Origin of the sequence: Pseudomonas grimontii, assembly GCF_007858185.1 — a bacterium.
Lineage (GTDB): Bacteria > Pseudomonadota > Gammaproteobacteria > Pseudomonadales > Pseudomonadaceae > Aquipseudomonas > Aquipseudomonas grimontii.
This window is the reverse complement of the sequence record NZ_VFES01000018.1, coordinates 21,141-40,479: the sequence shown is the minus strand read 5'-3', so window position 1 is coordinate 40,479 and position 19,339 is coordinate 21,141. Positions and strand designations below refer to the sequence as shown.

Annotated in this window: 17 protein-coding genes and 1 pseudogene; 13 read left to right on the top strand and 5 right to left on the bottom strand. The window is 60.6% G+C overall.

Features of this window, described 5'->3' with window-relative positions:
- Positions 1–40: 40 nt before the first annotated feature.
- Positions 41–1,009: pseudogene (locus FIV39_RS24670) on the bottom strand (hypothetical protein).
- A gap of 174 nt (positions 1,010–1,183) precedes the next feature.
- Between FIV39_RS24670 and FIV39_RS24665 the strand changes: the two are divergent.
- Positions 1,184–2,680 carry a helix-turn-helix transcriptional regulator gene (locus tag FIV39_RS24665; protein WP_090402200.1) on the top strand — a complete coding sequence of 499 codons (1,497 nt, stop codon included), beginning with the start codon at positions 1,184–1,186 and terminating at the stop codon, positions 2,678–2,680.
- 128 nt (positions 2,681–2,808) lie between these two features.
- A complete protein-coding gene (locus FIV39_RS24660) occupies positions 2,809–3,081 on the top strand; it encodes a DUF1652 domain-containing protein (protein WP_090402197.1) in 273 nt (90 codons plus the stop codon).
- Here the strand turns inward: FIV39_RS24660 and FIV39_RS24655 are convergent.
- Positions 3,044–4,237, bottom strand: a complete 1,194-nt coding sequence (locus FIV39_RS24655) for an MFS transporter (RefSeq protein WP_090402195.1) — start codon at positions 4,235–4,237, stop codon at positions 3,044–3,046. The two genes, FIV39_RS24660 and FIV39_RS24655, sit on opposite strands and share 38 nt — an antisense overlap.
- A 76-nt stretch (positions 4,238–4,313) precedes the next feature.
- Entirely contained in the window at positions 4,314–4,622 is a 309-nt protein-coding gene (locus FIV39_RS24650; protein WP_090402194.1) for an RcnB family protein, read from the bottom strand.
- Between the two features lie 326 nt (positions 4,623–4,948).
- On the opposite strand from FIV39_RS24650, the gene FIV39_RS24645 reads away from it, so the two are divergent.
- Genes FIV39_RS24645 through FIV39_RS24635 form a run of 3 tightly spaced genes read left to right on the top strand, consistent with a single transcriptional unit; the run spans position 4,949 to position 7,976 of the window.
- Positions 4,949–5,506 carry a helix-turn-helix domain-containing protein gene (locus tag FIV39_RS24645; protein WP_090402192.1) on the top strand — a complete coding sequence of 186 codons (558 nt, stop codon included), beginning with the start codon at positions 4,949–4,951 and terminating at the stop codon, positions 5,504–5,506.
- A gap of 11 nt (positions 5,507–5,517) precedes the next feature.
- Complete coding sequence (locus tag FIV39_RS24640; protein WP_090402190.1) at positions 5,518–6,864, top strand: glutamine synthetase family protein; 1,347 nt, start codon at positions 5,518–5,520, stop codon at positions 6,862–6,864.
- A 14-nt stretch (positions 6,865–6,878) separates the two neighbouring features.
- Positions 6,879–7,976, top strand: coding sequence for a DNA alkylation repair protein (locus tag FIV39_RS24635; RefSeq protein ID WP_090402188.1), 1,098 nt, complete (start codon positions 6,879–6,881; stop codon positions 7,974–7,976).
- Between the two features lie 42 nt (positions 7,977–8,018).
- Here FIV39_RS24635 and FIV39_RS24630 read toward each other — a convergent pair whose 3' ends face one another.
- Positions 8,019–8,912: a LysR family transcriptional regulator gene (locus FIV39_RS24630; protein ID WP_146371626.1), complete on the bottom strand. Its 894-nt coding sequence runs from the start codon at positions 8,910–8,912 to the stop codon at positions 8,019–8,021.
- 130 nt (positions 8,913–9,042) lie between these two features.
- Between FIV39_RS24630 and FIV39_RS24625 the strand changes: the two genes are divergently transcribed.
- From FIV39_RS24625 to FIV39_RS24600, 6 genes are all read left to right on the top strand, one after another.
- Positions 9,043–10,689, top strand: coding sequence for a GMC family oxidoreductase (locus FIV39_RS24625; protein ID WP_090402186.1), 1,647 nt, complete (start codon positions 9,043–9,045; stop codon positions 10,687–10,689).
- 65 nt (positions 10,690–10,754) lie between these two features.
- Positions 10,755–12,377 carry an MFS transporter gene (locus FIV39_RS24620; protein ID WP_090402184.1) on the top strand — a complete coding sequence of 541 codons (1,623 nt, stop codon included), beginning with the start codon at positions 10,755–10,757 and terminating at the stop codon, positions 12,375–12,377.
- 168 nt (positions 12,378–12,545) lie between these two features.
- The gene (locus FIV39_RS24615) at positions 12,546–14,495 is read left to right on the top strand and encodes a DNA topoisomerase III (RefSeq protein ID WP_090402182.1); all 1,950 of its coding nucleotides are present in this window, start codon (positions 12,546–12,548) and stop codon (positions 14,493–14,495) included.
- A gap of 132 nt (positions 14,496–14,627) precedes the next feature.
- The gene (locus FIV39_RS24610; protein WP_090402180.1) at positions 14,628–15,068 is read left to right on the top strand and encodes a CBS domain-containing protein; all 441 of its coding nucleotides are present in this window, start codon (positions 14,628–14,630) and stop codon (positions 15,066–15,068) included.
- 8 nt (positions 15,069–15,076) lie between these two features.
- A complete protein-coding gene (locus tag FIV39_RS24605; protein WP_090402178.1) occupies positions 15,077–15,925 on the top strand; it encodes an NAD-dependent protein deacetylase in 849 nt (282 codons plus the stop codon).
- A gap of 514 nt (positions 15,926–16,439) precedes the next feature.
- Positions 16,440–16,769, top strand: coding sequence for a hypothetical protein (locus FIV39_RS24600; RefSeq protein WP_025854475.1), 330 nt, complete (start codon positions 16,440–16,442; stop codon positions 16,767–16,769).
- A gap of 75 nt (positions 16,770–16,844) precedes the next feature.
- On the opposite strand, the gene FIV39_RS24595 is transcribed toward FIV39_RS24600, so the two are convergent.
- A complete protein-coding gene (locus FIV39_RS24595) occupies positions 16,845–17,750 on the bottom strand; it encodes a LysR family transcriptional regulator (RefSeq protein WP_090402176.1) in 906 nt (301 codons plus the stop codon).
- A 187-nt stretch (positions 17,751–17,937) separates the two neighbouring features.
- Here FIV39_RS24595 and FIV39_RS24590 point away from each other — a divergent pair, with 187 nt between their 5' ends.
- Together FIV39_RS24590 and FIV39_RS24585 are read left to right on the top strand one after the other, a co-directional pair.
- Positions 17,938–18,636, top strand: a complete 699-nt coding sequence (locus tag FIV39_RS24590; RefSeq protein ID WP_090402174.1) for a CoA transferase subunit A — start codon at positions 17,938–17,940, stop codon at positions 18,634–18,636.
- 34 nt (positions 18,637–18,670) lie between these two features.
- Positions 18,671–19,330 carry a CoA transferase subunit B gene (locus FIV39_RS24585; protein WP_032886654.1) on the top strand — a complete coding sequence of 220 codons (660 nt, stop codon included), beginning with the start codon at positions 18,671–18,673 and terminating at the stop codon, positions 19,328–19,330.
- The last annotated feature ends 9 nt before the right edge of the window (positions 19,331–19,339 follow it).

The following is a 19,339-nucleotide window of genomic DNA, read 5'->3' as shown; positions in this document are numbered from 1 at the left end:
TTAGGGGGAGCCCCTAACCACCTTTGAACACAACCATCGATCAAGCCAACGGCACCCGACGCGTCGTCAGTGCCATACGGCCCACAAAGAAGCTCAACGCCGCCCCCAGCAGCAACATCGCCAACGTACTCCACGCCGCACGCGACAGCTGCTTAGCCGCCACTTCACCCGCTTCACGGGCTTTCTGCTCGGCCTGTTGCTTCAGCTCATCGACCTTCTGCATCGCCTGCTGATAAGCCTGGGCGTAGTTGTCGACGATCTGGGTCGCTTCCTCTTTGCTCTTGCCGGTACGGGCGGCAACGATGTTGACCAGCGCGTCTTTATCCGTCGCGTTCAACGCAGGTTCACCGGAGGCTTTCACACGGTCGAACCATTGTTTCAGCGCGTCGCCCGCTTGAGCAGGGTTGGTCGCTGCGTCAGTCGCCGATTGCTTGCCGTCGGCAGCGGCCTGGTCGGTTTTCTGCTCGACGTTGGACGGGTCCAGTTCAGGCTTGCCGCTTTGCTTGAGCAAGGTATCGAGTTGGCCTTGCAGGCTGTTCCAATCCAGGTGGATGCCCTACTCGTCGAGTTGCTGCTTGACGCTATCGCTGATCCCGGGTGCCACAGCGGCGATACCGCTACCGGCAGCCGACAGGCCTTTGCCTACCACATTGCCCGCCGTGCCGACGACACTGGAAGCCAACGCCGCCAGCAGCCAGGTGGTGAACAGCGTGGTGAGGGTCCAGGTCAGTACACCGTGCAGGCCACCGCGATCCGGTGCGGTGCGCCCGGCGACGAAGGCACCGACGGCGATCGCCAGCAGCGTGGAGACAAACAGCCAGATACCGGCGCCCGTGCCAAAGCCGCGCAACGGGTTGCCTGACTCCATGGGGTTGACGGCGCTGGCGCCGATGGCGGTGCCGAGCACGCTGAGCACCAGGTAAGTCACCAGGGCAATTGCACTGCCAGCCAGCACAGAGCTACGGGACACGCGAAACGGCGAACGGTTAGTTTCGTAGACAGTGGTCATGAGCGATCCTTTTACAGTGATTGACCGTCTCAGTCTGGCGAGCCAAACACCCGCTCGTTCTCGCGCAAATGCACCAGGCCATCTGGTGCATTCGCACCCCATGCCGCGCAACTGCTCTGCACTATCCTGACACCGGGGTGTCGTACTTTCATGCGTCTAAAACCCGGAGAAATCATGACCCAGGATGTCCTAGCCAAAGAAACCAACCGCCGCCAGCTGCAGCAGATCATCTCCGGGCTGTCCGACGGGATCATCCTCGCAGAGGTCGACCAGACTATCCTCTGGGCCAATGAAGCCGCGCTGAACATGCACGGTGTGGACGACGTTGCGGCACTGGGCGCCAACACCCAGGAGTACGCCGAACGCTTTGCGCTGCGTTATCGCAACAACCATCCCGTATTGCTGGAGAGCTACCCCCTGGCCCGCGCTGCGGCGGGCGATGAGTTCAGCGACGTGGTGGTCGAAGTCAGCCCCACCGCAGACGAAGAAAAGACTTGGGTCCATCGCCTGCGCAGCCTGGTGATCAACGACTCACACGGCGAACCGGAGTTGCTGGTGCTGATCCTCAGCGACGCTACCGAATGGGCCAGCGCCGAACAGCGCTTCGAAAAAACCTTCAACGCCAACCCGGCGCCGGCGGTGATCTGCCGCCTGAGCGACCTGCGCTATATCAAGGTGAACCAGGGCTTCCTGGAAATGACCGGCTACAACCGTGACCAGGTGATCGGCCGCTCAGTGTATGAGCTGGACGTGCTGGAACATGCCGAGCGCAGGGACCTGGCCGTTCAGCGCCTGGGGGAAGGCGCGACCATCCCACAGATGCAAGCCGAGCTGAAACTGCCCGGAGGCGGCAGCAAACTGGTGATCGTCGCCGGCCAGCCGCTGGACATGAACGAAGAAGACTGCATGCTGTTTTCCTTCACCGACCTGGAGCCACGCCGCAAAGCCGAAATCGCCTTGCGCCAGAGTGAAGAGCGCTTCGCCAAGTCGTTTAGACTGACGCCGGTACCGACATTGGTGTGCAGCGCCAGCAACCGGCAGGTGGTGGATATCAACGAAGCGTTCATGAGCATTACCGGGTACACCAGTGAAGAGCTGATCGGTAAGTCCATCGAAGACATCAACTTCATCGACAGCCAGCAGGCGGCCGCCCAGTTGTTCGCTACATTGGAGAAAGCCGGCAACCTCGATGGCCAGGACCTCAAGGTGCGCAAGAAAGGCAATGAGGTGATCGACTGCGTGGTCTCGGCCGATACGGTGATCATTCAGGATGTGCCCTGCTACCTGCTGGTGATGATGAACATCACCGAACGCAAGCGCTCGGAACTGGAGCTGGTGGCGGCCATCGAGGAAGTGATGCAGGACGCGTCCTGGTTCAGCCAGACCCTGATCGAGAAACTGGCCAACGCCAAGAGCGTCAACAGCCCCAACCTGCCGAACGTGGCCTTCACCGACCTGACCGCCCGTGAGCGCGATGTGCTCGGCTTGATCTGCGAAGGCCTGGCCGACAAGGAGATCGCCTCGCGCCTGGAACTGGCACCCAACACCGTGCGTAACCATGTGGCTACGGTGTATTCCAAGCTGGGGGTGCACAGCCGCAGCGCGGCAATCGTCTGGGCCCGTGAACGCGGGCTGTTTGCCGGGGAATTACGGGTCAAGAGCAAAAAATAAAGTGCAAATGCACTAGTGAAGCTAGTGCGAATTCGCCTTATTGCGCAGCAGGGTAATCCCTAACCTTTCAGGGTGGGCACAGGACTTGAATCTGTGCCGTCGCGAAACGACACCCTGAAGGAACCCACATGTTTACCCTCTCTCAACTGCGAAATTGCATCGAAGAAGGCCTGGCGCCACTGACCTGCGAATTCACACTGTGCCGCGACGCATCACTGACCCTCAAGGTCTACGACGCCGAAACCGGCCGGGTCGACCTGGTCGTCACCGGGATCAGCACCAACCGGTTGCAGACCGCGCAAGACGTGGAAAAAATGGTCGAAGAACTGCGCTACGAGCTGCAGAGCAACAACATGGGCAAGCTCACGCTGGACGAGTTGCCTTCAACGACGAACCAATGAAATAGAACACGCCACCCGCGACGATGAACGCCCCCAGCATAAAGAACATGTAGTGGGCCGGCAGGCTGGCCAGTACCAACCCGCACAACACCGGCCCCAACGCAGCCCCCAGGTTGGACAGGTTCTGCGCCCCGTAGTACATGCCTCGCAGGTGGTCCGGGGCGATCCGGTCGATAAACATGTACTCGGCCGGGAACACGATGATTTCCCCCACGGTAAACACCGCCATCGCCAGCACCCACCACAACACGTTGGTGGACAGTGCAAAACCGATCAAGCCCAGCATGAACATGCCTAAGCCTGCGATCAGCCATTGGCTGAGGTAACGGTGGGAAATACGTCGACCAATCACGTACTGCAAGGCGATCACCAGCACGGCATTGGTGGTGAGCACGGCACTGATGACGGTGTAGGTGTATTCAGCGCTGGTGGTGGTCACCAGGTACTGCGACAGGTAGGCAGTGAACTGGCCAAACACCACAGCGCTGAGCACACCACCGAGGGTGAAGCACACCAGGCGATGGTCACGCAGCAGCACGCGGCCGACAGCCAGGAACGGCACCGGCTTTTGCGTGACATCGATTGTTGCCAGGGTGCGATCGCCCCAACGCCAGTACAGCAGGAAAAACCCCACCCCCAACAGCGCCGACAAGATGAACGGCAGGCTGATGTCCAGCTTGGCTACCATCGCCCCAAAGAACGGCCCCACGGCATAGCCGATGTTGGTCAGCGTGTACTTGATGGAAAACACTTCGCTGCGTGCTTCTTCCGGCAGCAAGCTGGCGAAACCGGCCTTTACCGCAATATCGATGACCGCGTAGGCCAGGTTGATCAGGATCAGGCAGCTGTAGAACGCCCAGATATTCTGCGCCAGCACTGTGCCGATAAACCCCAACACAAACAGCACGCTCAACCCCAGCAACAGCCGATAACTGTTGATGCGGTCGACCAGGAAACCGCCATACACGCTGAGCAGCGAGCCGACGATCAACGAGCTGCCGATCACCAGCCCAACCTGGGTGATGTCGAGGGCAAAGTGGTGGGTGAGGTAGATCACCAGGTAAGGAAAGGTGATCGCCTTGGCCAACGTCAGCAGCAACGTGGCGGACAACAACAGGTTCACGGCGCGGGGGTAGTTTCTTATTGTGGCAAGCATCCTGCTCTCTTTCGTCTAAGGTAACGCGGTCTTTATGGCCGGTTACCTTAACGCAAGAACCAGGAAAAAAGTTGCATCATTTCTTGACGGGCGTGATCTCGAGAATGGTGCCATTAGTGGTTTTGAGCAGCACGAACTTGTCGCCCACCCGTGACCATTGGCTGTCGGCTTCAGGCTGCTTGAGACCGCGTTTCTTCCAGTCGCTGACCGCCGACTCCTTACGCATCAGGATGTCGGGGGCGCGGTCGCCTTCTTTCAAATCACGGGTATTGATGTTCGAAGGCTGCACGGTTTCCTGCGGGGTATCGCCGGCCTGCACGACAACGCTGGCGGTGGACAGGCTGGCGGCGACCAGAACACAGGCGGCTAGGGTTTTGGACTTCATGGGTGCTCCTTCAATGAATGATGCGTACCCAGCTTCGGACCGCAGGCGCACAAAATCATTCAGACTGCTGAACCTTGCCCCCTGTGATGAGGGAGGCCCCACTACCTCTGTGGCGAGCGGGCTTGTCCCGCGTTGGGGTGCGAAGCAGCCCCAAAACCAGCCGCTACAAAGTGTCTGATACACCGCGTTCTTCTTTAATAGGGCTGCTGCGCAGCCCAACGCGGGACAAGCCCGCTCGCTACAGGACATTCACTGGCTTACACGCGCCCATTGCCCTCGTGAAATTAATCCTGTAATTTTTCATGAAATTATTAGATATAAATTTCATGAACCAGCAAGAAGAACTCGACGCCCTGGCGATCCTGATCCACGACCTGCGCAAGTACAAGAAGCTTACCCTCGCCCAACTCGCACAGAAGATCGAGCGTTCGGTGGGCTTCCTGTCCCAGGTCGAACGCAGCTTGTCGCGTCCGACCGTGGCGGATCTCACCGCCATCAGCCATGCCCTCGACGTGCCCACCACCTATTTCTACAGCTTGTCCAAACCCAAGGCCGTGAGTTGGGTCACTCGCCCTAACGAACGCCGCACGGTGTATTACGCCAACGGCATCACCGACATCCTGGTCTCCCCCAGCATGAAGGGTGCCTTCTCGATGCTCGACAGCCTGCTGGCCCCCGGCGCCAACAGCGGCGAACAGACCATGAGCGACCGCGCCGAGCAGGCCGGATTTGTACTGGAAGGAGAATTGACGCTGTGGGTAGAGGGCGAGGCCGATTCGGTCACCCTCGGCCCCGGTGACAGCTTCCACTTGGCCAGTTTCGCCCACTGCCGCTACGCCAACCTGACCGACCTGCCCGCCCGCGTGCTGTGGGTTTACAACTAGGAGCAACACCCGTGAAAAGCCAAGCCTCCACGTTACTGGCCGAAGTACGGACCTTTCGCCAGAACCATCCCGACGTGCGTTATGTCGACCTGATCGCCCTGGACATCCCCGGGCATTTCTACGGCAAGCGCTACCCCATCGAGATGCTGGAAAAGGTCGCCGCCGGCAGCCCTTTGAAGCTGCCGCAAAACGCCGTGCTGCTGGGGGTTCAGGGCGGGCTGTTCAAGATCGGCGACTACTGCTTCCACGATGGTGACCCGGATGCCAACCGCCGCCTGGTGCCCGGCACACTCAAGCCGGTGAGCTGGGAGTCGCAGCCGTTGGGGCAGATGTTGATCACCTCGGACGGCACCGAAGCGCCGATCGAATTCGAACCTCGCGAAGTCTTGGCCAACGTGCTGGAGCGCCTGCACCACAAAGGCATTCACCCGGTGGTGGCCTTCGAGCTGGAGTTCTACCTGTTCGACAAAAAACTCGACAACGGCCTGCCGCAATTCGCTCGCGACCCGCTGAGCGATGACACCGACGACCAGCCCAACCTGCATATCGAACGGCTGTCGCGCTTCAGCGAGGTGCTGGACGATATGGCGCAGACCGCCAAGGACCAAGGCATCGACATCACGGTGATCACCGCCGAACTCGGTCCCGGCCAGTTCGAGATCAATTTCGGTCACCTCGACGACGGCCTGCGCGCCGCCGACTGGGCGGCCTTGTTCTGCCGTAGCACCCGTGCCGTGGCCCTGAAACACGGCTACCGCGCCAGCTTCATGGCCAAGCCTTACCTGCAATTCCCCGGCAGCGGCATGCACGTGCATGTCAGCCTGTATGACGGCGCGGGCAACAATGTGCTCGCGGCGCACCAGCAGCAACCGCTGCGCCATGCCGTGGCCGGTTGCCTGGAGTTGCTGCCCCACTGCATGCCGATCTTCTCGCCCAACCACAACGCCTTCCGCCGCCTGGGCGGTACGGTTAACGCGGCGACCCGCGCCAGTTGGGGGTTTGAAGACCGCGACGCATGCGTGCGCATCCCCGACTCCGACCCGCGCAACCTGCGCATCGAACATCGCCTGGCGAGTGCCGACGCCAACCCGTATCTGGTGCTGGCGGCGATCCTGGTCGGCCTTGAGCATGGCCTTGAAGCCAAGCGCGAACCCATCGCGCCACTGAACGAGGACCGCGGCAGCGGCACCGACTTCCCCGTGGAAATGCTCGATGCCGTGCGCGCCATGCAGCATCAGCCGGTATTGCGCGATAAGCTCGGTGCTGAATTTATCGACGTGTACTGCGAGAACAAACGCCAGGATCACCTGGCCTTTCAACAAGAGATCAACGCGCGGGAATACCGCTGGTTTCTTTAACCCTGGAATAACCGATGACCGACCAAAGCGCCCCGGCCCTCAAGGAAATTTTCAACCTCGAACGCCTGCAACACATCGCCAGCGAAATGACGGCGGTGTACCCGGCGTTCGACGCCAAGGGCTTTCTCAGGCATGCCAAGGCCGGGCTGGCCGAGTTGTCGGTGATGCAGCGGATGGCGCGGGTCAGCGAAAGCCTGCACGCGGTGATCCCGCTGGACTATGCACAGAGCCTCAAACTGCTTTACGCCCTGGCCCCGCGCCTGAACAGCGGATTTGTCTGCCTGTTCCTACCGCACTACGTGGCAAGTTATGGCCTGGGCGACTTCAAGCGCTCCATGGCCGCGCTCAAATACTTCACCACCTTTGGTTCGGCTGAGTTCGCCATAAGACACTTCTTGCTCCACGACTTCGAACGCACCTTGGCGATCATGCAAACGTGGTCGCTGGATGACAACGAACACGTGCGCCGCCTCGCCAGCGAAGGCTCGCGCCCCCGGCTGCCGTGGTCGTTTCGCCTGGCCGCGGTGCAGGCCAACCCTGAGCTGTGCGCATCGATCCTCGACAACCTCAAGGCCGACAGCAGCCTCTACGTACGCAAATCCGTGGCCAACCACCTCAACGACATCACCAAGGACCACCCGGATTGGGTACTCAGCCTGATCGAAGGCTGGGACCTGGACAACCCGCACACTGCCTGGATCGCCCGCCATGCGCTGCGCAGCCTGATCAAGCAGGGCAACACCCGCGCGCTGACGATCATGGGCGCAGGCGCCAAGGCCGAGGTGAAGCTCCATCACCTGAGCGTGACACCGGCGGTGATCACCCTGGGCGAGCGGATCAACCTGTCGTTCAGCCTGGAATCCACCGCCGCCACTGCGCAAAAACTGGTGGTGGACTACGCCATCGACTACGTCAAAAGCGCCGGGCACAGCGCGGCCAAGGTGTTCAAGCTCAAGGCGTTTACGCTGGGCGCGGGTGAACAGCACAGCCTGCGCCGCGAGCAGCATATTCGCGAGTTGACGACGCGCAAGCACTATCCCGGCAGGCATGCGGTGCATGTCTTGGTGAATGGAGAGCGATTGGGCAGTGCTGAATTCGAATTGCGCGATTAACCCGCTGTCACCCACACCACAGATCACTGTGGGAGGGTTTCATCAGCTGGATTCGCCGAGCAGCAGTGGCTGCTCACGCGCGCACAACTCCACCACGTAATCCCACAACACCCGCAACCGCACCGACTTGTGCAACTCCCGGCGCGAGCTGATCCAGTAGCTGCGCTGGATCCCCTCACCCGGCAGCAACGGCACCAGCTCCGGGTCGCCCGACGCCATGAAGCACGGCAACACCGCAATCCCCAAACCGGAGCGTGCGGCCTGGTGCTGGGCGATGACGCTGGTGCTATGGAACACCACCTTGGGGTTGCGGCAGAAGCTGTTGAGAAATTTCAGTTCCTGGCTGAACAGCAGATCGTCGACGTAATCGATCCATGAATGGGCAGCGAGGTCTTCGCGCCTTTCAATCGGTGGGGTGCGCGCCAGGTAGGCGCGGCTGGCGTAGAGCGCCAGGCGGTAATCGGTGAGCTTGCGCGTGACCAGTTGATCGACGCTGGGGCGTTCGAGGTGGATGCTGATCTCCGCTTCGCGGTTGAGGATGCTGACGAAGCGCGGCACGGCGAGCAGTTCCACTTCCAGGCCGGGATAACGTTCGAACAGCCCGCCCATGCGGCCGGCGAGGAACATCACCCCCAAGCCTTCGGCCACCCCGAGGCGGATCTTGCCCAGGGGCGCAGCGGAGTGGGTCAGTTCGTCCTCGGCCAGCAACGCGACGTTTTCCATGGCTTCGGCGTGTTTGAGCAGGGCTTCGCCAGCGGGGGTCAGCTCGTAGCCCTGGGCGTGCTGCACGAACAGCGCGGTGCCGAGGCTCTTCTCGATGGCTTCGATATGCCGGGCCACGGTGGCGTGCGTGGTTTTCAGGCGCTGCGCGGCGGTGAGCAGGCGGCCGCTGCGCTGCAACTCCAGAAAATACCGCAGGTCATTCCAGTCGAACATGTCGCCTCCATTGCATGCGCCCCAGGCAGCGCTGTTTAAAAACGCACAGCAGCTGGGTAAAAACTAACATTTTTAAGACGAAAACTAACAACTAGGATGGAGCCAATAAGAAAAACAAGCGAGACCTCAGATGCCCATTGCAACTGCTGAATACGATTATGTGGTGGTAGGCGCCGGCCCCGCAGGCTGCCTGCTCGCCAATCGACTGTCCGCCAACCCCGCCCACCGCGTGCTGCTGCTCGAAGCCGGCGGCCGCGACAACTACCCCTGGATCCATATCCCTGTCGGCTACCTGTTCTGCATCGGTAACCCACGCACCGACTGGTGCTTCAAGACCGAAGCCCAGGAAGGCCTGCAAGGCCGTGCGCTGAGTTACCCACGGGGCAAGGTGCTCGGTGGCTGCTCCTCAATCAACGGCATGATCTACATGCGCGGCCAGGCCCAGGACTACGATGGCTGGGCGGCCGCAGGCAACCCGGGCTGGGCCTGGAAGGACGTGCTGCCACTGTTCAAGCAGAGCGAAAACCACTTTGCGGGCGGCTCGGAATTCCACAGCGACGGCGGCGAATGGCGGGTTGAGCAGCAGCGGCTGTCGTGGCCGATCCTCGATGCGTTTCGTGAGGCGGCGGCGCAAAGCGGCATCGCAAACATCAGCGACTTCAACCAGGGCGATAACGAGGGGTGCGGCTACTTCCAGGTCAACCAGAAGGCCGGGGTGCGCTGGAACGCGGCCAAGGCGTTTCTCAAGCCGATCCGCCAGCGGCCCAATCTGACGGTGCTGACCGAAGTCGAGGTGGACCGCGTGGTGCTGGAAAACGGCCGCGCTTCGGCCGTGCTCGGGCGTCAAAACGGCCAGCAAATGAGCTGGAAGGCCCGCAAGGAAATCGTGCTGTGCGCCGGCTCCGTGGGCTCGCCGGGGATCCTGCAACGCTCGGGGATCGGCCCGTCCAGCGTGCTCAAGCCACTGGGCATTGATGTACTGCATGAACTGCCGGGTGTCGGCGGCAACTTGCAGGATCATCTGCAACTGCGGCTGATCTACAAGCTGGAAAACGCCCGCACCCTGAACCAGATCGCGGGCACCGTATGGGGCAAGATGGGCATGGGCCTGCGCTACCTGTATGACCGCAGCGGCCCGCTGTCGATGGCGCCCAGCCAACTCGGCGCATTTGCCCGCTCGGGCCCGGAACAGACCTCGGCCAACCTTGAATACCACGTGCAGCCGCTGTCCCTGGAGCGCTTTGGCGAACCGCTGCACGGGTTCCCGGCGTTTACCGCCTCGGTCTGCGACCTGCGCCCGCAAAGCCGTGGCCGCATCGATATCCGCTCGGCCAGCCCGGCGGATGCGCCGCTGATCCGGCCCAACTACCTCAGCCATCCGGAAGACTTGCGGGTGGCCGCCGACGCGATTCGCCTGACCCGACGTATCGTCGCCGCACCAGCCCTCAGCCAGTTCAAACCGGTGGAATACCTGCCCGGCGACGCACTGCAAACCGAAGAGCAACTGCATGAAGCCGCCGCGCGTATCGGCACGACGATCTTCCATCCGGTCGGCACCTGCCGCATGGGCAGCGATAAAGACGCGGTGGTCGACGCCCAACTGCGCGTGCATGGCGTGCCCGGCCTGCGCATCGCCGATGCGTCAATCATGCCGCGCATTACGTCCGGCAATACCTGTTCACCCACACTGATGATCGCGGAAAAAGCCGCGCAGTTGATCCTTTCGCCGAACACAAGGAGTCTCGCCCCGGAGAAAGAACTGGTTCATGCAATCTGAATAGCGGCGCCAAACCTGGCGCCGACAGTGGAACAACAATAAATAATCACTGTGAGGACTTCCCAATGTCAGAACATGCTCAACCCCTGGGCTCGGCGACCAACGCGAGCATCGGTAGCGAATCAAGAAAAGTCATCTTCGCCTCGTCCCTGGGGACGGTGTTCGAGTGGTATGACTTTTTCCTCTACGGCGCCCTGGCGGCGGTGATCAGCAAGCAGTTCTTTGCCGGGGTCAACGACACCACGGCGTTTATCTTTGCCTTGATGGCCTTTGCGGCCGGTTTTGTGGTGCGCCCGTTCGGTGCGCTGGTGTTCGGCCGCCTGGGCGACATGATCGGGCGCAAGTACACCTTTCTGGTAACCATCATTTTGATGGGTGTGGCGACTTTCTGCGTCGGGCTGCTGCCGACCTACGCCAGCATCGGCATCGCCGCGCCGATCATCCTGATCGTGCTGCGCATGCTGCAAGGCCTGGCCTTGGGCGGTGAATACGGCGGCGCAGCCACTTATGTGGCCGAGCATGCGCCGGCCGGCAAACGCGGCCTCAACACCAGCTGGATACAATCCACCGCGACCCTTGGTTTGCTGCTGTCGTTGCTGGTGGTGCTGGCGTGCCGGTACTTTACCGGCGATCAGTTCGAAGTCTGGGGCTGGCGTATTCCGTTCCTGTTTTCCATTGTGCTGCTGGGTATTTCGACCTGGATCCGCATGAGCCTGCATGAGTCGCCGGCATTCCTGAAAATGAAAGAGGAAGGCAAGGCCAGCAAGGCGCCGATCCGTGAGTCCTTCGGTAAATGGGAAAACCTCAAGGTGGTGCTGATCGCGCTGTTCAGCATCAACGGCGGGCAAGCGGTGACGTTCTATGCGTCGCAGTTCTATGTGCTGTTTTTCCTCACGCAGTTCCTGAAGATGGACCCGGCCCTGGCCAATATGCTGCTGATCATCAGCGTGGTGATTGGCGCGCCGTTCTTTGTCTTCTTTGGCTGGCTGTCGGACAAGGTCGGGCGCAAGCCGGTGCTGATGCTCGGCCTGCTGCTGGCGACCGCGCTGTACTTCCCGATCTTCAAGGGCCTGGCGCACTACACCAACCCGGCGATGGACCAGGCCAGCCGCCAGGCACCGATCACCGTGCTGGCCGACCCGGCCACCTGTACCTTCCAGTTCGATCCGGTAGGCAAGGCGAAATTTGACAGCCCGTGCGACAAGGTCAAGACCTTCCTGGTCAAGCAAGGCCTGCCCTACAGCAGCGCCGCCGCCCCGGCGGGCAGCCCGGTGCAGGTCAGCGTGGGTGAAGTGCGTATCGATGGCTTCGACGAGGCAGCGCTGCGCGGTGCGGTGACCCTGGCCGGCTATCCGACTTCGGCGGATGTGGCCCAGGTCAACAAAGTCATGGTGGTAGTGCTGATCGTGGTGCTGATCCTGATCGCCGCCATGTGCTATGGCCCGCTTGCGGCGCTGATGGTGGAGCTGTTTCCGACACGTATTCGCTACACCTCGATGTCCCTGCCCTACCACATCGGTAACGGCTGGTTTGGCGGGTTCCTGCCGACCGTGTCGTTTGCGCTGGTGGTGTACACCGGCGACATCTTCTATGGCTTGTGGTACCCGGTGGCGGTGACGGGGGTGAGCCTGATCGTGGGGATGTTCTGCCTCAAGGAAACGCGGCATGTGGACATCGATAACAACTGAATAAGCTTCAAGGGGCAAGCTGCAAGCGCCAAGTAAAAGCCAATCGGCTCTTTCTTGAAGCTTGCAGCTTGAAACTTTCAGCTGTACATCCATACAGATAATGGTTGCTCAATTTCCTTCTTTTGCCCATCCTGCTCCCCATTCAACTGTGTAACGAATGGGCTGACCATGCGGCTGTACCTCTGTGAAAAACCCTCCCAGGCCAAGGATATTGCGGCCGTGCTCGGTGCCAGTCGCCGCGGCGACGGTTGCTGGGTGGGCAATGGGGTCACCGTCACCTGGTGCATCGGTCACCTGCTGGAAACCGCCCCGCCCGACGCCTATGACGCCAAATACAAACGCTGGGTACTGGCCGACCTGCCGATCGTCCCGGAAAAATGGAAGATGCTGGTCAAGCCCAAGACCGCCAGCCAGTTCAAGGCCGTCAAGCGTTTGCTGGGGGAAGCCCAGGAACTGGTGATCGCCACCGACGCCGACCGTGAAGGCGAGATGATCGCCCGCGAACTGGTCGAGCATTGCCGCTATCGCGGGCCGATCCAGCGGCTATGGCTGTCGGCGCTGGACGATGCCTCCATCCGCAAGGCCCTGGCGGCGCTCAAGCCAGGCGCCGAAACGTTCAGCCTGTATCACTCGGCCCTGGGCCGCTCCCGCGCCGACTGGCTGATCGGCATGAACATGAGTCGCCTGTTTACCCTGCTGGGGCGCCAGTCCGGCTATCAGGGCGTGCTGCCAGTGGGCCGGGTGCAAACGCCGACCCTGCGCCTGGTGGTGGACCGCGACCGCAGCATCGCCGACTTCGTGCCCGTGGCTTACTGGGCCATTGATGTGGACCTGCGCCACGAATCCATGACCTTTACCGCCCAATGGCGTGCCGCCGAAGATGCCTGTGACGACCAGGGCCGCTGCCTTAATCCGCAATTGGCCCGCGACGCTGCCGACGCCATGACCAACGCCGCCAGCGCCCGGCTGATCAAGCTGCGTACCGAACGCATGCGCGAAGTGGCGCCCCTGCCCTTCGACCTCGGCACCCTGCAGGAAATCTGCTCGAAGAAGCTCGGCCTCGGCGCCCAGGAAACCCTGGATATCGCCCAATCCCTGTACGAAACCCACAAGGTCATCACCTACCCGCGCAGTGACTGCGGCTACCTTCCATTGAGCCAGCACAGCGAGGCGCCGAAGATCCTCGCCGCACTGGGCCGTGCGGATGCGGCAGTGAATGAGTTGATGCCGCATATCGATCCCCAGCGCCGATCGCGGGCCTGGAACGATGCCAAGGTCAGCGCGCACCACGGCATCATTCCCACCGGCGCCGGCAAGGACGTTGGCCAACTCACCGGCAAGCACCGTGCGGTCTACACCCTGATTCGCGCGCGCTACCTGGCGCAGTTCCTGCCCAACCATGAATACGATCGCACCCAGGCGGATTTCGACTGTGCGGGCCAGGCATTGCGCGCAGTGGGCAAAGTGGTAATCGAGCCGGGCTGGAAACGCGCCTTGCCCGAAGCCCTCGCACCGGCAAAGGGGCGCGAAGCACCGGCACCGCAGGCCTTGCCGACATTGGTGCAAGGCCAGGATTACGCGGTGACCAAGGTCAACCTCAAGGACCTGTGGACCCAACCGCCCAAGCCCTTTACCGAAGGAGACCTGATCAAGGCGATGAAAAACGTCGCCAAGCTGGTGGAAGACCCACTGCTCAAGCAAAAACTCAAGGACACCACCGGCATCGGCACTGAAGCCACCCGCGCGGGCATTATCCAAGGGTTGCTCGACCGGGGTTATCTGGTGAAGAACGGCAAGGCACTGTCGGCGACCCCGGCAGCCTTCAGCCTGATCGACGCGGTGCCCCGTGCCATCGCCGACCCCGGCACCACAGCAATCTGGGAGCAGGCGCTGGACATGGTGCAAAGCGGCGAGATGAGCCTGGAAGAATTCGTCGCCAAGCAGGCGGCATGGATGAGCAAGCAAGTGGCGCGTTGCAACAGCATGCGCATGACCATCACGGGGCCCGCCAGCCCGGCGGGCCAAAGTGCTGCACCGTGGAAAAAGAAGCGCAAGGCGGCACTCCGCAAGGCAGCCGGCACGACCAAACGCGCCAAAAAGCCGGCGAATGCGGGATGAAAGGTGAAAAAAACCGGCGAATGACGTTTTTCGACGGGTTTAACGCCGCTTTGGTCCTTGCAGCGACGTAGCCCGTCTAGGATTCTGTAGGGAACTCGCTGACTTCCTAACAACAACACCGGAGTGGCCGCCATGAAGACCGTTGCACAATTGCTGAAAGCCAAGGACCAGAAAAACCAGGACGTTCACACCATCCAATGGGATCACACCGTGTTTGAAGCGCTGGTCCGGATGTCGGAGAAAAACGTCGGGGCCTTGCCCGTGGTCAAGGAAGGCGCGGTCGTGGGGATCATCAGCGAGCGCGATTACGCACGCAAAATCATGCTCAAGGGGCTGTCGTCGGTCACCACAAAGGTCCACGAGGTGATGAGTTCCCCAGTTATCACCGTCGATACCCATAAACGTGTCGAAGAGTGCATGAACATCATGACCGACAGCCACCTGCGCCACCTGCCCGTGGTCGAAGACGGCAAGCTGCTGGGCCTGCTTTCCATCGGTGACCTGGTCAAGGAAGCCATTGCCGAACAGGCTGACCTGATCAAGCAGTTGGAGCAATACATCCGCGGCGAATAGGAGACCCCATGCTCGACACGCTGGAACATCAGGAAGACCACCTCGACACCCTGCACCGCGCCATGGCCGAACGGCGCTTCCTGGTGTTGACCGGTGCAGGCATCAGCACGTCGTCGGGGATCCCCGACTACCGCGACAGCGAAGGCGTGCGCCGGGGCAAAGCGCCGATGATGTACCAGGAGTTCCTCGCTACCGCGCAGGCGCGACGCCGCTACTGGGCGCGGGCGATGCTGGGCTGGCCGAGGGTACGTATCGCCCAGCCGAACAACGCTCACCGGGCATTGGCGGCCCTGCAACAGCGCCAGCACATCACCGGCCTGATCACGCAGAACGTCGACACCTTGCATGACCAGGCCGGCAGCCATGACGTGACCGAATTGCACGGCAGCCTGCACCGGGTACTGTGCCTGGATTGCCAACTGCACAGCACACGCGACGTGATCCAGCGACAGATGGAGGTCGATAACCCATACCTGGCGCAGGTCCATGCGGTACAGGCGCCTGATGGCGACACCTTGCTCGACCCCGCGTTTGAAGAGCACTTCCAGGTCCCCCGCTGCCCCCATTGCGAGGGTGAGCGACTCAAGCCGGACGTGGTGTTTTTTGGCGAGAACGTCGCGCCGGCGACGGCGGCCAGGGCGATGGCGGCGGTAACGCATGCCGAGGGGTTGCTGGTGGTAGGTTCGTCGCTGATGGCTTACTCCGCATTTCGCCTGTGCAAGGCGATGGTCGAACAGGGCAAGCCGGTGATCGCCATCAACTTGGGCAAGACCCGAGGGGATGAGCTGTTGCAGGTGAAGATCGAAGCCTCTTGCGAGCGGTTGTTGCCGTTGCTGGCCGAGCGGCTGGGGCCATAAAAAACCGCCCCTCCCACAATGCTTAAGCGCGGAATCGACCACTGGCGCCTGCGACTAATCAGCACAAAAAATGACGCCCAAGTCACCTTCTCCCGCATCCCCCCGTCCCCACGACGATTTATGTAGTGAATAAAAATAATCACTACATAACCGTTGACGTAACCTTTTTGTCCTTGCATGATCTAGACGTCTCCCGGATCGGGAGCGTTGGTAACAAGCGTTTTGAACAAGCTCGTCTGACCGCCGAGCTGTTTTTTCCGGATGTGCACTGCTCACAAGGCAGATTGATGAAGCTGACCGACCCGTAAGGATCGGTACAAGGAGCTCAAACGCTGCTTGTCTTCGTTATGAAACCATTGCGTAGCAGTTCATCAGCAAGACTACATGCATCAGGCTCAAGACCCTGCCCGTATTCGGCAGACAGTCACTGACGCCCGGTTTTCGAAGCCGGAGACAACTAAGCAGTTTTAACGGAATCAACTGATAGATCGCCAACTGGTCAAGGGGCTTACACATGAATCTGAACAACCAACCAACTATCGATGAATTGGCTGAGATGTTCGCAGCGCAGAAAGACACACTCGACGACCATATCCTGTGGATTGGCAAATCGGGCGAAGTGCAAATTGACTGCCTGGCGCCCCACACCGAAGAAGCCGAGTTCGACCGCAATAACCGTGAACTGGCGGCGCGCCTGAAGATGTACCGCCGTGGCCAGGGTTATGTCGGCAAGAAAGCCGCGGCCGATCGCAACTTTATCGAGCAAGTGTTCCATACACTTAATACCGAATGGCAGAACCTCAAAGGCCAATCGCAAGTTAAAGTGATTGATAGATACTGCTGATAACGGTGCAACTTTAAATTTAAGCCCGCTCGTTTACTCGAGCGGGCTTTTTAATACCTGTTTTATAACCCTGCTTTATAACAACGCCGGAAACCTACCCTTCCCCGCTTCGTCCCGAAAAATATCAAACAACACCTGCGCCGCCGCCGACAGTTCATGCCCTGGCTTGGTCAGCACACCAATCGGCCGTTCGATCACCGGATCGGTCAAGGTGATGCAATGCGCCCCCGCCTCCAGCATCTGCTGCGCACACAAGGCTGGTACGGCGCTGACGCCCAGCCCGCTGGCGACCATCTTGCCCACGGTTGCCAATTGATGGCTTTCCAACGCCACCGGCAACTTCGTCTTCAAAGCCCCCAGATGCTCTTCCAGCATCACCCGCACCGTGGAAGGCCGCTGCAACGTGATGAACGGGTGCTCCAGCAAGGTTTTCCAGTCGACCTCGGCACACTGGGCCAGCAATGAATCACCGGGCACCACCGCAATAAAGCGGTCCAGGTACAGCGGTGTAAAGGCCAGCGACGAGCCTTCCGAGGGTTCAAACGCCACGCCCAGTTCCACATGGCGGTCGCGAACCATCTCCAGCACCTGCTCATTGATCAAGTCATGCACCGTCACGTTCACCTGGGGGTAACGCGCGCGGAATATCTTCAGGATCGGCGGCAGCAGGTTGCCGGCAAACGACGGCATCGCCGCCACGGTGACCCGCCCGCGTTGCAGGGTGAACAACTGACGCAGTTCATCCTCGGCATTGTCCCAATCGGCCATCAGCCGACGTGCCAGGGGCAACAGGGATTCACCTTCGGGCGTGAGGGCCACGTTGCGCGTATTACGACTGAACAAGCGCCCACCCAGCCCTTCTTCCAAGCCCTTGATGGTCAGGCTCAGCGCCGATTGGGAGAGGTGCAGACGCTCGCAGGCGGCGGCAAAACTCAGGCTTTGGGCCACGGCAAGAAAGGCACGCATCTGTTTAACGGTCATTGGAAGCTCCAAGCTACAAGTTGAAGGCACAAGTAAAAGCAGCCGTTGCTTCTCCTTGAAGCTTGCGGCTTGAAGCTGATTATGCTGTTTTCCAAACCAATCAACCTTAAAAAACAACTTAACAAATCAATCCGTCGGCGCAACACTCGATTCATTGGCTGGCCCACAAACAATAAAAGAGGTGCATATGGCAGGTTTCGATAAACGCGTGGCGTCCTACGAGGAAGCACTGGCAGGCCTGGAAGACGGCATGACCGTGCTCGCCGGTGGTTTTGGCCTGTGTGGCATTCCGGAAAACCTCATCGCCGAGATCAAGCGCAAAGGCACCCGCGACCTCACCGTGGTTTCCAACAACTGCGGCGTCGACGGTTTTGGCCTGGGCGTACTGCTGGAAGAAAAGCAGATCCGCAAGGTGATCGCGTCCTACGTCGGTGAAAACGCCCTGTTCGAGAAGCAATTGCTCAGCGGCGAAATCGAAGTGGTCCTCACCCCCCAAGGCACCCTGGCGGAAAAAATGCGCGCAGGCGGCGCCGGTATCCCCGCCTTCTTCACCGCCACCGGCGTCGGCACCCCGGTCGCAGAAGGCAAGGAAACCCGCGAATTCAACGGTCGCCCGTACCTGATGGAAGAGTCCATCACCGGTGACTTCGCCATCGTCAAAGGCTGGAAAGCCGACCACTTCGGCAACGTCATCTATCGCCACACCGCCCAGAACTTCAACCCGCTGGCCGCCACCGCCGGCAAGATCACCGTGGTCGAGGTCGAGGAAATCGTCGAACCGGGCGAGCTGGACCCGGCGCAGATCCACACCCCTGGCATCTACGTCGACCGGATCATCTGCGGCACGTTCGAGAAGCGCATCGAACAGCGCACCGTGCGCAAATAATCCGCCCCCAGCCCGAACAATAAGGACTCATAAAATGGCTCTTACCCGCGAACAAATGGCTCAACGCGTCGCCCGCGAAATGCAGGACGGTTTCTACGTCAACCTGGGCATCGGCATTCCGACCCTGGTGGCCAACTACATCCCCGAAGGCATGGAAGTGATGCTGCAGTCGGAAAACGGCCTGCTGGGCATGGGCCCGTTTCCTACCGAAGAAACCATCGATGCCGACATGATCAACGCCGGCAAACAGACTGTGACGGCGCGCATCGGCGCCTCGATCTTCTCCTCTGCCGAATCCTTCGCGATGATTCGTGGCGGCCACGTCGACCTCACCGTGCTCGGCGCGTTTGAAGTGGACGTACATGGCAACATCGCCTCGTGGATGATCCCCGGCAAACTGGTCAAGGGCATGGGCGGCGCCATGGACCTGGTGGCCGGTGCGGAAAACATCATCGTGATCATGACCCACGCCTCCAAGGACGGCGAGTCCAAGTTGCTCAGCCAATGCAGCCTGCCGCTGACCGGTGCCAACTGCATCAAGCGTGTGCTGACAGACCTCGCGTACCTGGAAATCGAAAATGGCGCTTTTGTCCTCAAGGAACGCGCACCTGGCGTCAGCGTTGAAGAGATTGTGAGCAAGACCGCCGGTAAACTGATCGTCCCGGACCACGTTCCAGAAATGCACTTCCAGTGAGGACAGATT